This is a genomic window from uncultured Enterovirga sp. (genome assembly GCF_964242715.1).
Taxonomy (GTDB): Bacteria; Pseudomonadota; Alphaproteobacteria; order Rhizobiales; family Beijerinckiaceae; genus Enterovirga.
The window spans coordinates 1-14579 of the sequence record NZ_CAXTAZ010000048.1 but is presented as its reverse complement, the minus strand read 5'-3'; the positions used below and the strand labels follow the sequence as shown (position 1 = coordinate 14579).

General features: G+C 68.5%; 20 protein-coding genes and 1 pseudogene. 13 read left to right on the top strand and 8 right to left on the bottom strand.

What is annotated here, in order from left to right; all coding sequences use genetic code 11:
* Positions 1 to 55: 55 nt before the first annotated feature.
* The 6 genes from era to ACFE87_RS19580 form a co-directional block, all read right to left on the bottom strand.
* Complete coding sequence (gene era, locus ACFE87_RS19605) at positions 56 to 994, bottom strand: GTPase Era (RefSeq protein WP_375461338.1); 939 nt, start codon at positions 992 to 994, stop codon at positions 56 to 58.
* Entirely contained in the window at positions 987 to 1712 is a 726-nt protein-coding gene (gene rnc, locus ACFE87_RS19600) for a ribonuclease III (protein ID WP_375461337.1), read from the bottom strand. Before rnc ends, era begins: the two co-directional genes overlap by 8 nt.
* Positions 1713 to 1716: 4 nt before the next feature.
* Positions 1717 to 2487, bottom strand: a complete 771-nt coding sequence (gene lepB / locus ACFE87_RS19595) for a signal peptidase I (RefSeq protein WP_375461336.1) — start codon at positions 2485 to 2487, stop codon at positions 1717 to 1719.
* Between the two features lie 125 nt (positions 2488 to 2612).
* The gene (gene acpS / locus ACFE87_RS19590) at positions 2613 to 3014 is read right to left on the bottom strand and encodes a holo-ACP synthase (protein WP_375461335.1); all 402 of its coding nucleotides are present in this window, start codon (positions 3012 to 3014) and stop codon (positions 2613 to 2615) included.
* Positions 3011 to 3769 carry a pyridoxine 5'-phosphate synthase gene (locus tag ACFE87_RS19585; protein WP_375461334.1) on the bottom strand — a complete coding sequence of 253 codons (759 nt, stop codon included), beginning with the start codon at positions 3767 to 3769 and terminating at the stop codon, positions 3011 to 3013. The genes acpS and ACFE87_RS19585 overlap by 4 nt, the downstream gene beginning before the upstream one ends.
* A gap of 72 nt (positions 3770 to 3841) precedes the next feature.
* Entirely contained in the window at positions 3842 to 4048 is a 207-nt protein-coding gene (locus ACFE87_RS19580) for a hypothetical protein (protein ID WP_375461333.1), read from the bottom strand.
* 288 nt (positions 4049 to 4336) lie between these two features.
* Here ACFE87_RS19580 and rpsF point away from each other — a divergent pair, with 288 nt between their 5' ends.
* The 5 genes from rpsF to ACFE87_RS19555 all read left to right on the top strand — a co-directional run bounded on the left by rpsF (position 4337) and on the right by ACFE87_RS19555 (position 7227).
* Entirely contained in the window at positions 4337 to 4765 is a 429-nt protein-coding gene (gene rpsF, locus ACFE87_RS19575) for a 30S ribosomal protein S6 (RefSeq protein ID WP_375461364.1), read from the top strand.
* A 12-nt stretch (positions 4766 to 4777) separates the two neighbouring features.
* A complete protein-coding gene (rpsR, locus tag ACFE87_RS19570; protein WP_375461363.1) occupies positions 4778 to 5062 on the top strand; it encodes a 30S ribosomal protein S18 in 285 nt (94 codons plus the stop codon).
* A gap of 133 nt (positions 5063 to 5195) precedes the next feature.
* A complete protein-coding gene (locus tag ACFE87_RS19565; protein ID WP_375461332.1) occupies positions 5196 to 6185 on the top strand; it encodes a DUF2232 domain-containing protein in 990 nt (329 codons plus the stop codon).
* Between the two features lie 22 nt (positions 6186 to 6207).
* Positions 6208 to 6774, top strand: coding sequence for a 50S ribosomal protein L9 (gene rplI / locus ACFE87_RS19560; protein ID WP_375461331.1), 567 nt, complete (start codon positions 6208 to 6210; stop codon positions 6772 to 6774).
* A gap of 90 nt (positions 6775 to 6864) precedes the next feature.
* Complete coding sequence (locus ACFE87_RS19555; protein ID WP_375461330.1) at positions 6865 to 7227, top strand: GrlR family regulatory protein; 363 nt, start codon at positions 6865 to 6867, stop codon at positions 7225 to 7227.
* Between the two features lie 34 nt (positions 7228 to 7261).
* On the opposite strand, the gene ACFE87_RS19550 is transcribed toward ACFE87_RS19555, so the two are convergent.
* Both ACFE87_RS19550 and ACFE87_RS19545 read right to left on the bottom strand, forming a co-directional pair.
* The gene (locus ACFE87_RS19550; protein WP_375461362.1) at positions 7262 to 7534 is read right to left on the bottom strand and encodes a HigA family addiction module antitoxin; all 273 of its coding nucleotides are present in this window, start codon (positions 7532 to 7534) and stop codon (positions 7262 to 7264) included.
* 93 nt (positions 7535 to 7627) lie between these two features.
* Complete coding sequence (locus tag ACFE87_RS19545) at positions 7628 to 7909, bottom strand: type II toxin-antitoxin system RelE/ParE family toxin (protein ID WP_375461329.1); 282 nt, start codon at positions 7907 to 7909, stop codon at positions 7628 to 7630.
* Positions 7910 to 8151: 242 nt separating this feature from the next.
* Between ACFE87_RS19545 and ACFE87_RS19540 the strand changes: the two genes are divergently transcribed.
* From ACFE87_RS19540 to ACFE87_RS19505, 8 genes and pseudogenes are all read left to right on the top strand, one after another.
* Complete coding sequence (locus ACFE87_RS19540; protein ID WP_375461328.1) at positions 8152 to 9642, top strand: replicative DNA helicase; 1491 nt, start codon at positions 8152 to 8154, stop codon at positions 9640 to 9642.
* Between the two features lie 20 nt (positions 9643 to 9662).
* On the top strand, positions 9663 to 10154 hold the full coding sequence (locus ACFE87_RS19535; protein WP_375461327.1) for a DUF29 domain-containing protein: 492 nt from the start codon (positions 9663 to 9665) through the stop codon (positions 10152 to 10154).
* Positions 10151 to 11278, top strand: a complete 1128-nt coding sequence (gene alr, locus ACFE87_RS19530) for an alanine racemase (protein ID WP_375461326.1) — start codon at positions 10151 to 10153, stop codon at positions 11276 to 11278. Before ACFE87_RS19535 ends, alr begins: the two co-directional genes overlap by 4 nt.
* Positions 11279 to 11316: 38 nt before the next feature.
* Complete coding sequence (locus ACFE87_RS19525; RefSeq protein ID WP_375461325.1) at positions 11317 to 11604, top strand: type II toxin-antitoxin system ParD family antitoxin; 288 nt, start codon at positions 11317 to 11319, stop codon at positions 11602 to 11604.
* Positions 11601 to 11903, top strand: coding sequence for a type II toxin-antitoxin system RelE/ParE family toxin (locus ACFE87_RS19520; protein WP_375461324.1), 303 nt, complete (start codon positions 11601 to 11603; stop codon positions 11901 to 11903). The genes ACFE87_RS19525 and ACFE87_RS19520 overlap by 4 nt, the downstream gene beginning before the upstream one ends.
* A gap of 8 nt (positions 11904 to 11911) precedes the next feature.
* Positions 11912 to 13327: a DNA repair protein RadA gene (gene radA / locus ACFE87_RS19515; protein WP_375461323.1), complete on the top strand. Its 1416-nt coding sequence runs from the start codon at positions 11912 to 11914 to the stop codon at positions 13325 to 13327.
* Between the two features lie 152 nt (positions 13328 to 13479).
* Positions 13480 to 14055 carry a CvpA family protein gene (locus tag ACFE87_RS19510; RefSeq protein WP_375461361.1) on the top strand — a complete coding sequence of 192 codons (576 nt, stop codon included), beginning with the start codon at positions 13480 to 13482 and terminating at the stop codon, positions 14053 to 14055.
* Positions 14056 to 14165: 110 nt separating this feature from the next.
* Positions 14166 to 14579 (top strand): annotated as a pseudogene (locus ACFE87_RS19505) (amidophosphoribosyltransferase); the annotation flags it as partial.

Here is a 14579-nt window from a genome sequence, read left to right as displayed (position 1 = left end):
ACTCGGCACTGGCCTCTGGGTGCCGGCTTTCGCCGGCATGAGCGGTGGGAAGCGCTCAGCCTCCGCGGGGAAATTCGAGGCCCATCTCGCGGTAACGCGCGGGATCGTCGCCCCAATTCTCCCGCACCTTCACGAACAGGAAGAGGTGGACGGGCGTCTCGGCGACCTCGGCGATCTCGCGCCGGGCCGCCTGGCCGATCGCCTTGATGGTCTGGCCGTCCTTGCCCAGCACGATCTTCCGCTGGCTGTCGCGCTCAACGAAGATCGTCTGCTCGATCCGGACCGACCCGTCCGGCCGCTCCTGCCACTGATCCGTCTCGACGGTGGACTGATAGGGCAGTTCCTCGTGCAGCCGCTCGTAGATCTTTTCGCGCGTGATCTCGGCCGCCAGCATCCGGATCGGTGCGTCGGAGACCTGGTCCTCCGGATAGAGCCACGGGCCGGGCGGCATCCGGGCGCCGAGGTCGCGCCGGAGATCCTCGACCCCGTCGCCCGTCAGGGCCGACACCATGAAGGTCTGCTCGAAGGAGAGCCGCTCGTTCAGCGCGGCCGTGAGCGCCAGGAGCTTCCCACGCTCGATCAGGTCGATCTTGTTCAGGATCAGCATCCGGGGCCGGCGCATGTCGGCGAGCTTCGCCACGATGACCTCCGCCTCCTCGTCGATCCCCCGGCGGGCGTCGATCAGGAGCGCGACGAGATCGGCATCGCCCGCCCCGCCCCAGGCCGAGGTGACCATGGCGCGATCGAGCCGACGCTTCGGCCGGAAGATGCCCGGCGTGTCGACGAAGACGATCTGGGCCGCGCCCTCGAGCGCGATGCCCCGGACGAGGGCGCGAGTCGTCTGCACCTTGCGGGAGACAATCGAGACCTTCGAGCCGACGAGGCTGTTCAGGAGGGTCGACTTGCCGGCATTCGGCGCCCCGATCAGGGCGACGAAGCCGCAGCGGGTGGCATCCCCGTGATCGGCGGCGGTGTCGAAGAAGGGTTCAGACACAGGCAGCTGCCACGTTGGAGGTCTGGGTCTCGACCGCCGCAGCGACGCCTTCGCGAAGAAGGGCGGCCTGCGCCGCCGATTGCTCGGCCGCCCGGCGGGAGCCGCCGGTGCCGATCGCGTCGGCGAGCCCGTCTACCCGGACGGCGACGCGGAAATGCGGCGAGTGGTCGGGGCCCGTGCGGTCGAGGATCGCGTAGGTCGGGGGCGGCAGGCCGAGCGCCGCCGCCCATTCCTGAAGCTGCGTTTTCGGGTTCGAGGGAAGTTCCGCCTGGTCTGCGAGTCGCCCGCCGAAGCCGCGGGCGACGAGGTCGCGTGCCGCCTCCCAGCCCCCGTCGATGAACACGGCCCCGATCACGGCCTCGCAGGCATCGGCCAGGATGGAGCCGTTCCGCCGCATGGTGCCGCTCGCGCCGCTGCCGAGCCGTAGATGAGGGCCGATGTCCCAGGCCGTTGCCACCGCCGCGCAGGTCTCGCGCCGGACGAGCTCGGCCAGGCGCCGAGAGAGGTCGCCCTCGCTCGCGCCCGGAAAGCTCTTCATGAGGAGGTCGGCGATGGCGAGACCCAGGACCCGGTCGCCGAGGAATTCGAGGCGCTGGTAGGTGGGGCCGCCCGAAGCGGAGCTGACATGCGTCAGGGCCTCGGTCGCGAGCGCCGCGTCGGCGAAGCGGTAGCCGAGCTTCGCCTCGAGCGACGCCGGATCCGCGTGGCGACGCGCCATATCCCTAGCGGATCGGGTTGAGGATGCGGCTCCAGCGAACCGTCCAGGGCCATTCCCAGACCTTCCAGGCCGAGGCGTTCTCGTCGATCGAGAAGAAGATGATCTCGGCCCGGCCGACGAAATTGTCGAACGGCACCGCCCCGACGCTCGCCTCGTCCCGCGAATCGGTGGAGTTGTCGCGGTTGTCGCCCATCATGAAGAAGGTGCCGGGCGCGATCGTGTAGACGTTGGTGTTGTCCCAATAGCCGTTGTCGCCGTCGCGCTCGATGACCTTGTGGGCGACGCCGTTCGGCAGCGTCTCGACATATTGAGGCACGCTGGTCCGCCGGCCATAGGGGTCGGTCGTGGCGTAATCCTCGATTCGGCGCCGCTCGACGGCCTTGCCGTTGATCTGCAGCACGCCCTCGATCATCTGGATGCGGTCGCCCGGCAGGCCGATGACGCGCTTGATGTAATCGGTAGAATTGTCCTTCGGCAGCTTGAACACCGCGATGTCGCCGCGCTTCGGCTCGCCCGCCCAGATCCGGCCCGAGAAGAGCGGCGGGCTGAACGGGATCGAGTGTTTCGAATAGCCGTAGGTGTATTTCGACGTGAACAGGTAATCGCCGACGAGCAGCGTCGGGACGAGAGACCCGGACGGGATGTTGAACGGCTGAAACAGCAGCGTGCGGACGACGAGCGCGATCAGGAGCGCCTGCACGACGACCTTGATCGTCTCGCCGAGACCGCCCTCGTCCTTGACCTTGATTTTGGTGCCCGTATCCGACCGAGCCATGCTGGATCTCCCGGCCGGGCAGCGCCTCAGCCTGGGCCGGGCTCTAGAGCATCGCCCCGAGCGCCGCAATGCGGCCCAGCACCGCCTTCGCCGTCATCGCGAACAGCGCGAGCGACGAAGGGTGTTCAGGCCCTCGGCCGCGCTTCGATGATGACGAAGGCCTGGGCCATCGGCGGCTCGTCCGTCATCGAGACATGGACCAGAGCCTCGCACCCCTCCGGCGTCATGCGGCGGAGCCGCTCCAGGGCACCGCCGGTCAGCCGCATCGTGGGTTTTCCGCCAGGCAGGTTGACGACTTCCATGTCGCGCCAGAACACGCCGGCCCGGAGGCCGGTGCCGAGCGCCTTCGAACAGGCCTCCTTCGCGGCGAAGCGGCGGGCGTAGGATTCCGCCCGCGAGGCGCGCGCATCGCTCTTCGCCCGCTCGCCGGAGGTGAAGATGCGGGTCGTGAAACGGTCGCCGAAACGCTCGAGCGAGCGCGCGATGCGGCGAATGTCGCAGAGGTCGGAGCCGATCCCGAGGATCATGCCGTGATCCGGGCGCGGCCCCGGTCCATCGCGGCCCGCATCGCCCGCACGGCGTCCGCGAGCCCGACGAAGATGGAAGCCCCGATCAGGGCATGGCCGATATTCAGCTCGACCACCTCCGGGATGGCCGCGACATCGCCGACATTCTCTTCCGTCAGGCCGTGGCCCGCATGGATCTCGAGTCCGAGCGAGGCCCCGTGGCGGGCGGCCTGGAAGAGGCGGGCGAGTTCGCGCGCGACCCGCTCACGGTCGTCGGCCAGCGTCGCCTCGGCATAGGATCCCGTGTGCAACTCGACGACGTCGGCCCGCAGCGCTGCCGCGGCTTCCATCGCGGCCGCTTCCGGCTCGACGAAGAGCGAGACCCGGATGCCTGCTTCCGCCAGGCTCGCGATCACCGCCTCGAGCCGCTCGCGCCCGGCGCCGAGGTCGAGGCCGCCCTCCGTCGTCCGCTCCTCGCGCTTCTCGGGGACCAGGCAGGCCGCGTGCGGGCGAATGCGGCGGGCGATCGCGACCATCTCGTCCGTGACCGCCATCTCGAAATTGAGCGGCGTCAGGATTTGGCGCTTCAGCCGCTCCACGTCCTCGTCGCGAATGTGGCGCCGGTCCTCGCGGAGGTGAGCCGTGATGCCGTCGGCCCCCGCCATGATGGCCTCGTGCGCGGCCCGGCACGGGTCCGGATAGAAGCCGCCGCGCGCGTTCCGGAGCGTCGCGACATGGTCGATATTCACGCCGAGGCGCAGAGGCAGGGCTGACATGCGGTGATCTCGTTGGCGGGTCCGCGCAGGCGGTCGGGACGGCTCGTCAGTGCCGGCCCCGGCAGGGCGGACTCACTTGTCGTTGTCGGTCGTGAGCTCGTCCGGCGGGATTCCCTCGTCCGGCCTGCCGCCTTGGGCCGTCGCGGACCGGGCCGCGGCAGCGGCAGCCTCGAGGCTGCGGGCCACCTCGGCGGCGGAGGACCCGATTCGTTTCGCTTCCGCCTTGGCGGATTCGATCAGGGTGGCGAGATGGGCGAAGTCGGGCGGAGCGGAGGACATGCCCGTTCATAGCACGCGCGCACCGGCTTGCGAGCCTTGCGCCGCGGGCGCGTTGCCGGTAAGGAGCTCGCTTCGCGTTCGCCTCGGCTGGGGGCTGAACGGACGGCCTCTCCTCGCATCGCCGTGGTCTGGCAGGGTCTTTCCGACCCGGCGTCCTGTGTCTCCGCCTTCGAACAACCGCTCGAGCCCAACCGGCTCGAAGGGCTTGGCGCCGATCGGACGCGCGAACCGGCTCAGCCGCCTCCAGGTGGCACACGAGCTCATATAGCGCTGGAACAAGGGCTCGTTATGCCACTCTACGAACACGTTTTCTTGGCTCGCCAGGACGTGACCTCTCAGCAGGTCGACACCATGGTCGAGCAGTATAAGGGCGTCATCGAGGCGGCCGGCGGCACGGTCGAGAAGACCGAATTGTGGGGCATCAAGTCCCTCGCCTACCGGATCAAGAAGAACCGCAAGGCGCATTTCACCATGCTGGGCATCGACGCGCCTCCCGCGGCCGTCACCGAGATGGAACGCCAGATGCGCATCAGCGAGGACGTGCTGCGCTTCATGACGATCAAGGTCGACGAGTTCGAGGAAGGTCCCTCGATGATGATGCAGAAGCGCGACCGCGACGAGCGCAAGGATCGCGAGCGCCGTCGTCGCGACGATGACGGCTTCGGTTATGGCGGCCCGCCGTCAGGCATGGGCGGCAACGGCATCGAGGGAGTTTAAGCCATGTCCGGGATGGGTGCAGGAGCGGGCGCAGGCGCGGGTGCAGGCGGTGGCGGCGGCGGTGGTGGCGGCGGACGCCGTCCCTTCTTCCGGCGCCGGAAGACATGCCCCTTCACGGGGCCGAACGCGCCGAAGATCGACTACAAGGACGTGAAGCTGCTCTCCCGCTACGTCTCCGAGCGCGGCAAGATCGTCCCGTCGCGGATCACCGCGGTCTCGGCCAAGAAGCAGCGCGAACTCGCCCAGGCGATCAAGCGCTCGCGCTTCCTCGGCCTCCTTCCCTACGTGATCCAGTAGGGCACGCGGGCGGCGCCGGGACGGGTCCCCGTCGCCGCCTCCATACGACGCCGGACGGATCCCCGTCCGGCCCACGCTGGGACGGCTTTTCGCCGCCTCTAACCCCGCGCCAGGCGCGGCGGGACAGCGAGAGATGATCGTCTACGTCGCCTTGGGCCTGGGTGCCGGCCTCGCCGCCGCCCTCCTCTTCGCAGCCGCCGGCACGGGCTCGGTCTCGGCCGTGCTGCTGATGTATCTGGCCCCCCTTCCGATCCTGATCGTTGCGCTCGGCTGGCATCATCTGCTCGGGCTCCTGGCACTTTCGGCTGGTGGGATTGCGACATCGCTGCTGCTGCGGCCATCGGCGGGCCTCGCCTTCGCGCTTGGTCCTGCCCTCTCGGCCTGGCTGCTCGCCTGGCTGGCCCTCCTGCGGCGCCCCGAGACGTCCGGACAGGCCGGGCCGTCGGCCAGCGACTGGTATCCGGTCGGGCATCTGCTGTTCTGCGTCGGGATCGGCGGAGCGCTGATCGGGCTCGCCTCGCTCGCGGCCGCGACCGGCTGGGATTACGAGCGCTACCGCGAGGTGCTGGAACAGACCGCAGGCGCGCTCCTGCGCCGCGAAATGCGGCTCGATCGGTCGGCTCCCCTCCCGCAACCCTTCGGCTATCCGGGCGCGGACTTCGTCCGCCTGATCGTCGGGATCGCCCCGGCGCTTCTCGCCGGCATGCTGGCGCTGATCCTTGCCCTGAACCTCTGGCTCGCGGGCCGGGCGGTCGCGATCTCGGGCCGCCTTCAGCGGCCGTGGCCGGACGTGCCGAGCGCCCGCATGCCGATGACGGCGCTGGCCGGCATCGCGGCGGCGGTCGTCGTCGCCCAGTTGGAGAGCTTTCCGGGCGTGGCCGGGACGGCGCTGGCCGGTGGCCTCCTGATGGCCTTCGCGCTCCAGGGTCTCGCACTGCTGCATTGGGTGACGCGCGGGAGGCCGGCTCGCGGGCTCGTGCTGTCGCTGGCCTACGTCCTCACCCTGGTGCTCGGCTACATCTTCCTGCCGGCCTTCGCGGTGATCGGGATGGTCGACACCGCTTTTCCCCTGCGCCGGTTCCTCGGCGGCCAGCCTCCACCCCCTCCCCCCACCATAACCTGAACCCAGACCTCGGAGAGAACCCATGAACGTCATCTTGCTCGAACGCGTCGCCAAGCTCGGCCAGATGGGCGACACCGTCCGCGTCAAGGACGGCTACGCCCGCAACTTCCTCCTCCCGCGCGGCAAGGCGCTCCGGGCAAGCTCGGCGAACCAGCAGCGCTTCGAGTCGCAGAAGGTGGAACTCGAGGCCCACAACCTCGCCCGTCGCCAGGATGCCGAACGCATCGGTGAAAAACTCGACGGCAAGAGCTTCACGATCATCCGGCAGGCCGGCGACACGGGCGTGCTCTATGGCTCGGTCTCGACCCGCGATCTCGCCGATGCGGTCACGGCCGACGGCTTCAAGATCGGCCGCGAGCAGATCGTCATGACGACGCCGGTGAAGACCATCGGCCTGCACATCGTGCCGGTCTCGCTGCACCCGGAGGTCGAGGTGAAGATCACGATCAACGTCGCCCGCAGCCCGGAAGAGGCCGAGCGTCAGGCCCGCGGCGAGAGCCTGACCGAGCGCGACGAACTCGACCTCGACGAGCTCGGTCTCGAGGTGGGTGCGGCGCTGGCGGAAGCCGGCGGCGGCGACGACCGGTAATCATCTAAGACGCAACACCGTTGACGGTCGCCCGCGCGACCGCGACGGTGTTCGCGGGAGCGGCCGCGGCCTGCCCGGCAGGACGCGACGATGCGGAACGGCCTCTACTCGATCCACGTGACGCTCGGCGACGGGCGCATGGGCAAGGGCAGCGGGGTCCTCGTCTTCCGGGACGGCGAGATCCTCGGCGGCGACGCCTTCCTGTTCTATGTCGGCACGTACCAGGTAAGGGGGTCGGTGCTCTTCGGCGAGGTCGTGATCAACCAGCATACGCCCAGCCCCGACTCGGCCCCGCTCTTCGGCGGCCGGCAGGTCGGGATCGGCTTCTCCGGCCCATTCACCGGCAGCGATGCGGTGCTCGACGGCACGGCCCTGGTCGGCCGGGAGAGCGTGATCTTCCGCGGCACGCTGAAGAAGCTCGTGGAGAGTGCCGGGCTGACCGAGGTCGTCTGAGGGGCGAGACGTGGGCGCCGCCTCCTGCCTCTTTTCAAGCGGCTTGATGTAGGACTTCGACGTCCTCGAGATCGACCGTCGCCGCCGCTCGTCGCAGGTCGTAGTCGGCCTGGAGGTTGAGCCAAAATTGAGGCTCGGTTCCAAAGAAGCGTCCGAGACGGAGCGCCGTATCGGCCGAGACGCCGAGTTCCCCCCTCGCAACGCGTTCGACCCTGGCGCGCGGGATCTTGCAAGCCCTGGCGACGCCCGAGGCCGTCAAGTTCATCGGCTTCAGGAACTCCTCCCTGAGCACTTCGCCCGGGTGCATGGGCGGGAGAATCTCAACGATGTCGATGTCGGTCACGGCTGCCTCGTTTCGATGACACACGGACCTGCGTCTCAGCAGGTCGCACCTTGCGTCTTAATGGTAGTCGACGATCTCAACGTCCACGGGCCCCGCATCCGTCCAGCGAAAGCATAGTCGGTATTGGTCGTTGATCCATATCGCGTGTTGCCCGGCTCTGTCCTTCAGCAAGGCGTGCAGCTTGTTGCCTGGCGGAACCATCAAGCTTCGAAGCGACGGCGCGGCATTCAGCATCGCAAGCTTCCGTCGCGCCACCGAAAACAGGTCTGACGGGAAGCTCTTCGGCCGCTGCCCGTTGAACAACGCCTCCGTTCCCTTGTCTCTGAAGCTGCGGATCATTCGCGCTGTCCCGCTCGCCCTGATGTGCCCCTACAAAGTATAGGATCGGATTCCGGATGATGCTCTCGTCAACGAGCAACTTGCCCCATGTTCCATTTTTGTTCTACAACGCGGCCACAGTTCCAAGCGTCGCATGTATGGCTGTGTGAATCGGGGAGAGTGCAGCCGGGCATCGCGGGCTTTAACCCGAATCGCTGCATTCAACGGGACCGCTTCACGTTTGATTCAGGACGCCGAGCCACATGGCCGCCGCGACAGCACTCGTCACCCGCCTCGATACCGCACCTTCGCGCGACTACCGCGTCCAGCCGAACAACGTGGATGCGGAGCAGGCGCTGCTCGGCGCCATCCTGGTTAACAACGACGCCTTCTACCGCGTCTCCGACTTCCTTCTGCCCGCGCATTTCTTCGAGGAGGTGCACCGGCGCGTGTTCGAGATCGCGTCCAGCCTGATCAAGGCCGGCAAGGTCGCGAACCCGATCACGCTGAAGACCTTCCTGGGCGACGTCGATTTGGGCGGCATGACGCTGCCGCAATATCTCGCCCGGCTGGCCGCCGAGGCGACGACGATCATCAACGCCGAGGATTACGGCCGCACGATCTACGACCTCGCCATCCGCCGAAACCTGATCGGGATCGGCGAGGACGTCGTGAACGTGGCCTACGACGCGCCCGTCGAGACCTCGCCGCGCGACCAGATCGAGTCCGCCGAGCGGCGCCTCTACGAACTCGCCGAGACCGGCCGCTACGACGGCGGTTTCCAGAGCTTCTCGAACGCGCTCACCCACGCGATCGACATGGCGGCCGCCGCCTACGAGCGGGACGGCAAGCTCTCGGGCATCGCGACCGGCCTCGCCGATCTCGACCGGATGATGGGCGGGCTCCAGGCGTCCGACCTCGTGATCCTGGCCGGCCGCCCCGGCATGGGCAAAACGGCGCTCGCGACCAACATCGCCTTCAACATCGCCAAGGTCTACCGGGGCGAGAAACAGCCGGACGGGGCGATGAAGACCGTCAATGGCGGCATCGTCGGATTCTTCTCCCTCGAAATGTCGGCCGAGCAGCTCGCGACCCGCATCATCGCCGAGCAATCCGGCGTGCCGTCCTACAAGATCCGCCGTGGCGACATGCGCGAGGACGATTTCTACAAGATCACCGACGCGGCCCGCGAGATGCAGACGATCCCCTTCTACATCGACCAGACCGGCGGCATCTCGATCGCACAGCTCGCCGCGCGCGCCCGGCGGCTGAAGCGTCAGCGCGGGCTCGACCTCCTCGTCGTCGACTACATCCAGCTCCTCTCCGGCTCCTCGAAGAAGAGCGACAACCGCGTTCAGGAGGTGACCGAGATCACGACCGGGCTGAAAGCCCTGGCCAAGGACCTCGCGGTACCGATCGTCGCCCTGTCGCAGCTCTCGCGTCAGGTCGAGAACCGGGAAGACAAGCGCCCGCAGCTCTCCGACCTGCGCGAATCCGGCTCGATCGAGCAGGACGCGGACGTGGTCATGTTCGTGTTCCGGGAGGAATACTACATCAAGAACAAGGAGCCTCGGGTCGGGACCGAGGAGCATATCAAGTGGCAGACCGAGATGGATCTCGTCCACGGCAAGGCCGAGGTGATCATCGGCAAGCAGCGCCACGGCCCGACCGGCTCCGTCTCCCTCGCCTTCCAGGCGGACCTGACGCGGTTCACGAACCTCGCCGCGGAGGATAAGCTGCCCGAGCGGTATTGAGGGTGGCCGAGGAGGCTCACATGGCCGGGCTCGCGACGGTTGAGGAGGTCGCCGACGGGGATTCGCCGGCAGGCGTCGGGTCGCTTTACGAGCAGGACTTCGCACGTTGGGCGTTCAGGGAGGCCGAGATCCTGCAGGCCGGGCGGCTCGATGAGCTCGACCTCGCCAACCTCGTCGAGGAGATCGAGAGCTTGGGACGCGAGCAGTTCGACAAGATTCGGAGTCACTTTCGAATCATCCTCCTGCACATGCTCAATTGGGACCAACAGCCCGAGCGCCGGACGAGGAGTTGGACGCTCTCCATCCGGGATGCGAGGGATCAGGTCGACACGACGGTCGAGAGCAGCCCCTCGCTGAAGCGCCGACGGCAGGAGGCGGTCGCGTCCGCGTACCGTGGCGCGCGGCTCAGAGCGGCGCTCGAAACCGACCTTCCTCTGTCTACGTTTCCAGAAAAGTGTCCTTACGGGTTCGATGAGATCTTGAACCGCCCCTTCCTTTGGTCGGACGATTGAGCGGGCAGGCGAGGCCGACACACGGCGCGACGCTCGCGATCGACCTCGGCGCCCTCGCCGGGAACTGGCGGCATCTCCGCGACCGTGTCGCGCCGGCAGAATGTGCGGCGGTGGTGAAGGCGGATGCCTACGGGATCGGCATCGAACCCGCGGTCCGTACGCTCGCGCGAGCGGGGTGCCGGACCTTCTTCGTCGCCCATATTGGAGAGGCGGCGCGCCTCCGCGCCGTCGCACGGGAGGCAGTCGTCTACGTGCTGAACGGGCTTCCTCCCGGCAGCGCTGACGACTTCCTCGCGATCGGGGCGCGTCCGATCCTGGGCTCCTTCGAGGAACTCGCGGATTGGGCAACGGCATCGACCGGGCGCGGCACGCGGCTGTCGGCCGCCCTCCATGTCGACACGGGCATGAACCGGCTCGGCTTCGCGCCGTCCGAAGCCGCGGCCGTGGCGGCTGACCCGCGCCTCGGCGCGATCGACCCTGTTCTCATGATGAGCCATCTCACCTCGGCCGAGGACCATGAGGCCGACTCCGCGACGGAGCGCCAGGCCGAAACTTTCGCGGCGGTCCGGGCCACCCTGCCCTTTCCGGCCTCGCTCGCCAATTCGTCGGGCATCTTCCATCCCGCCGTGCCGCCCCTCGCCCTCGCCCGGCCCGGCTACGCCCTGTATGGCGGCAATCCCACGCCCGGCCGGCCGAATCCGATGCACCCGGTGGTGCGACTCGAGGCCTGGATCGTGCAGCTTCGCGACGTCGAGGCCGGCGCGACCGTCGGCTATAATGGGCGCTGGACGGCGCCCGGGCCGCGCCGCCTCGCGACGCTGTCGGTCGGCTATGCCGACGGCTATCCGCGCGCCGCGGGCGGCACTGACCTGAACGCAGACCTGCCGACAGGTGCCGCCCTCGTCGCGGGCCGGCTCTGCCCGTTCGTCGGCCGCGTTTCGATGGACCTCGTCGTGCTCGACGTGACCGAGGTGCCTTCCGGCGACGCCGTGCGGGGCGCTCCCGTCACCCTGATCGGCGACGCACTCGATCTCGACGAGGTCGGGCGGAGGGCCGGCACCATCGGCTATGAGATCCTCACAGGCCTCGGCCCGCGCTACTTGCGCCGCTACGTGAACGGTTGATCACCTGCTATCCTGACCGGCAGCGAGGGAATGCCGTCATGCCCCGGACCATCCATCTCATGCCCGATTTCGAGGCCTCGCTCGACCGCATGGTCGAGAGTGGCAGGTACGGCGAGACGGCAGGCGACGTGCTCATGTACGCGATCGCCGCGCTCGAAGATCAGGAAGCGATTCGGGAAGCTCGCGAGGCTCGGCTTCGGGCGCAATTGGAGGAGGGTCTGGCGGATATCCGGGAAGGCCGGACGGTGCCTGCAGAGCAGGTGTTCCGCGATCTCCGTCAGAAGATCATTGGCCGGGCGGCCGAGGGACGGGACGCTGCCGAGTGATCGTCGCGTTCTCCCGGCGGGCAGAACGCGACCTAGACCGGATCTTTGATGACGTGCTGCTCGAAGCTTCGGAGCAGACGGCACTTCGACTGCTCGAACGGATCGAACGTCGCGCCCTTTCCCTCGACATCTTTCCCGAACGCGGCGCCCGAATGCGGCATCCGGAACTCGAGGAGCTTCGCTTGATCCTCGAGCCCCCTTACCTGATCGCCTACACCGTGGCGGACACGCGGGTCGAGATCGTCGCCGTCCTGCACGGTTCACGCGATATCGTTGCAACGCTCCTGGAACGCGGTTGACCGTCCGGATGGCCAAGCACCCGACCTTCGCCTGCCAGAGCTGCGGCGCCGTCTACAACCGCTGGCGCGGCAAGTGCGAAGCCTGCGGCGGTTGGAACACCGTCGTGGAGGAGGCCGGCGCCGCGGGCCCGCTCGCCGGGCCGGCCGCGACCCGGACGTCGCGCGGCCGCCGCCGCGTCTTCGCGCTGGAGGGGCTCGCCGGCGAGGCCAAGGACGCGCCCCGCACCAAGACGGGCAATGCCGAATTCGACCGGGTCACCGGGGGCGGGCTCGTCCCGGGCTCGGTGATCCTGCTCGGCGGCGATCCGGGCATCGGCAAATCGACCCTCCTGATCCAGGTCTCGGCCGCGCTGGCACGGGCCGGGCACCGCGTCGCGTATATCTCGGGCGAGGAGGCGGTCGCGCAGGTGCGGCTCCGGGCCGAGCGGCTCGGGCTCGCGACCGCGCCAGTCGAACTCGCAGCCGAGACGAATGTCGAGGACATCGTGGCGACCCTCTCGGCCGGCGGCTCGCCGCGTCTCGCCGTGATCGATTCGATCCAGACCATGTGGACCGACACGGTGGAATCGGCGCCCGGCACCGTCTCGCAGGTCCGAGGCAGCGCGCAGTCGCTGATCCGTTTCGCCAAGTCCCATGGGACGGCCATCATCCTGGTCGGCCACGTCACCAAGGACGGGCAGATCGCCGGGCCGCGGGTCGTCGAGCACATGGTCGATTGCGTGGCGTCCTTCGAGGGCGATACGGGCCATCATTTCCGGATCCTGCGAGCGGCCAAAAACCGTTTCGGGCCGACCGACGAGATCGGCGTCTACGAGATGACGGACCGGGGCCTCGCGGAGGTGCCGAACCCGTCCGAACTCTTCCTCTCCGGCCGCGATCTCGCGACACCCGGAACGGCTGTCTTCGCCGGCATGGAGGGCACCCGCCCGCTCCTCGTCGAGGTGCAGGCGCTCGTCGCTCCCTCGGCCCTCGGTACCCCGCGGCGCGCGGTGGTGGGCTGGGACCCGGCACGGCTCTCCATGGTGTTGGCCGTGCTGGAAGCCCATGCCGGGGTTCGGCTCGGGCAGCACGATGTCTACCTCAATGTCGCGGGCGGACTTCGAATCACCGAGCCGGCGGCCGATCTCGCGGCGGCGGCGGCCCTCGTCTCGTCGCTGACGGGCTCCGCGCTGCCGGCGGACAGCGTCTATTTCGGCGAGGTCGGCCTGTCCGGCGCCGTCCGGCCGGTCACGCAGATTTCCGCCCGTATCAAGGAAGCCGCGAAGCTCGGATTCTCGAACGCGGTCGGTCCCGCTTCCCCCGGCGACGGTGCGGACCGGACGAACGGCGCGCCGACCCTCGGCCATGTCGCCGACCTCGTGGCCCGGATCGCCGGCGGCGGATCGCCGAGACGAGCGGCAGCCTCGCCCCGGCGCGCCGGCTGAATGCCGCGACGATGCGTACCGGCAACAGAGACCGCTAAACCGCCCCCTGCGACTCCCGGCCGGATGACGCCCCGCCATGGCCGGGCTATAGCCTTGGCTTCACCACGCCGTCTGCGCCGACCCTCTCGGACCCGATCCTCATGCCGTCCTCGATGCCCATTTCCATCCTGGACCTCGTCGTGATCGGCGTCGTGGTCATCTCCGCTTTGCTCGCGGCCGTGCGGGGTTTCACCCGCGAGGTGCTGGCCATCGTGGCCTGGGTCACGGCGGCCGCGGCAGCCTGGTTCCTGCATCCGCTGCTCCTGCCGCGCATCAAGGATTACATCGCCAATCCGAACATCGCGCTCGTCGCCGCGATCGGGGCCATCTTCGTCGTCGTACTCCTGATCGTATCGATCGTGACCGTGAAGCTGTCCGACTTCATCCTCGATTCGCGCATCGGCGCGCTCGACCGCACGCTCGGCTTCCTGTTCGGTGCAGCCCGAGGCTTCCTGATCTGCGTGATCGGCTGGACCTTCCTGGCCTGGCTCGTCCAGGGCAAGATGCCGGAATGGGCGACCACGGCCAGGGCTCGGCCAGTCCTCGAAAACACGAGCACGGCCATCATCGCCATGCTGCCCGACCCGGACGGCGTGATGGCTCAGTTCCGCAAGCGCCAGGGCGACGGCGCGGCCGTGCCCGAGCCGAAGAGCGCCACCCCGGTGACGGCGCCCCCCGGGCGCGGCTGAGGGCCGCACGAGGCCCATACCGTCCGCCGGAGTTACACGATCCGGACCGGGTGGCTAAACGTGGTCGGCCGGTCTACATGACACCCTTGCTGCGCAAGGGGACCGGCCTCATGGCTGCTGCTTCTCAGACAGAGACGCAAACCGACACCTCCGACATGGATGGGGACGGAGACACGTTGCGCGAAGAATGCGGCGTGTTCGGCATCTACGGTCATCCCGACGCGGCGGCGATCACGGCGCTCGGCCTGCATGCCCTCCAGCATCGTGGACAGGAGGCCGCCGGCATCACGTCCTTCGACGGGCAGCGCTTCCATTCCGAGCGGCGCCTCGGCCTCGTCGGAGACCACTTCTCGAAGGCCGCCACGATCGAGCGGCTGCCGGGCCAGGCGGCGATCGGCCACACGCGCTACTCGACGACGGGCGACACGATCCTCCGGAACGTGCAGCCGCTCTTCGCCGAACTCGAGACCGGCGGCTTCGCGGTCGCGCATAATGGCAACCTTTCGAACGGCCTGACGCTCCGG

Excerpts from the sequence above, each read along its gene's own strand:
- rplI (WP_375461331.1), top strand. The coding sequence starts at position 6,208 with ATGAACGTCATCTTGCTCGAACGCGTCGCCAAGCTCGGCCAGATGGGC.
- ACFE87_RS19550 (WP_375461362.1), bottom strand. The coding sequence starts at position 7,534 with ATGCACCCGGGCGAAGTGCTCAGGGAGGAGTTCCTGAAGCCGATGAAC.
- lepB (WP_375461336.1), bottom strand. The coding sequence starts at position 2,487 with ATGGCTCGGTCGGATACGGGCACCAAAATCAAGGTCAAGGACGAGGGC.
- ACFE87_RS19545 (WP_375461329.1), bottom strand. The coding sequence starts at position 7,909 with ATGATCCGCAGCTTCAGAGACAAGGGAACGGAGGCGTTGTTCAACGGG.
- radA (WP_375461323.1), top strand. The coding sequence starts at position 11,912 with ATGGCCAAGCACCCGACCTTCGCCTGCCAGAGCTGCGGCGCCGTCTAC.
- ACFE87_RS19510 (WP_375461361.1), top strand. The coding sequence starts at position 13,480 with ATGCCCATTTCCATCCTGGACCTCGTCGTGATCGGCGTCGTGGTCATC.
- ACFE87_RS19525 (WP_375461325.1), top strand. The coding sequence starts at position 11,317 with ATGCCCCGGACCATCCATCTCATGCCCGATTTCGAGGCCTCGCTCGAC.
- ACFE87_RS19580 (WP_375461333.1), bottom strand. The coding sequence starts at position 4,048 with ATGTCCTCCGCTCCGCCCGACTTCGCCCATCTCGCCACCCTGATCGAA.
- rnc (WP_375461337.1), bottom strand. The coding sequence starts at position 1,712 with ATGGCGCGTCGCCACGCGGATCCGGCGTCGCTCGAGGCGAAGCTCGGC.
- ACFE87_RS19565 (WP_375461332.1), top strand. The coding sequence starts at position 5,196 with ATGATCGTCTACGTCGCCTTGGGCCTGGGTGCCGGCCTCGCCGCCGCC.
- ACFE87_RS19585 (WP_375461334.1), bottom strand. The coding sequence starts at position 3,769 with ATGTCAGCCCTGCCTCTGCGCCTCGGCGTGAATATCGACCATGTCGCG.
- ACFE87_RS19540 (WP_375461328.1), top strand. The coding sequence starts at position 8,152 with ATGGCCGCCGCGACAGCACTCGTCACCCGCCTCGATACCGCACCTTCG.
- acpS (WP_375461335.1), bottom strand. The coding sequence starts at position 3,014 with ATGATCCTCGGGATCGGCTCCGACCTCTGCGACATTCGCCGCATCGCG.
- ACFE87_RS19555 (WP_375461330.1), top strand. The coding sequence starts at position 6,865 with ATGCGGAACGGCCTCTACTCGATCCACGTGACGCTCGGCGACGGGCGC.
- ACFE87_RS19535 (WP_375461327.1), top strand. The coding sequence starts at position 9,663 with ATGGCCGGGCTCGCGACGGTTGAGGAGGTCGCCGACGGGGATTCGCCG.
- rpsR (WP_375461363.1), top strand. The coding sequence starts at position 4,778 with ATGGGTGCAGGAGCGGGCGCAGGCGCGGGTGCAGGCGGTGGCGGCGGC.
- rpsF (WP_375461364.1), top strand. The coding sequence starts at position 4,337 with ATGCCACTCTACGAACACGTTTTCTTGGCTCGCCAGGACGTGACCTCT.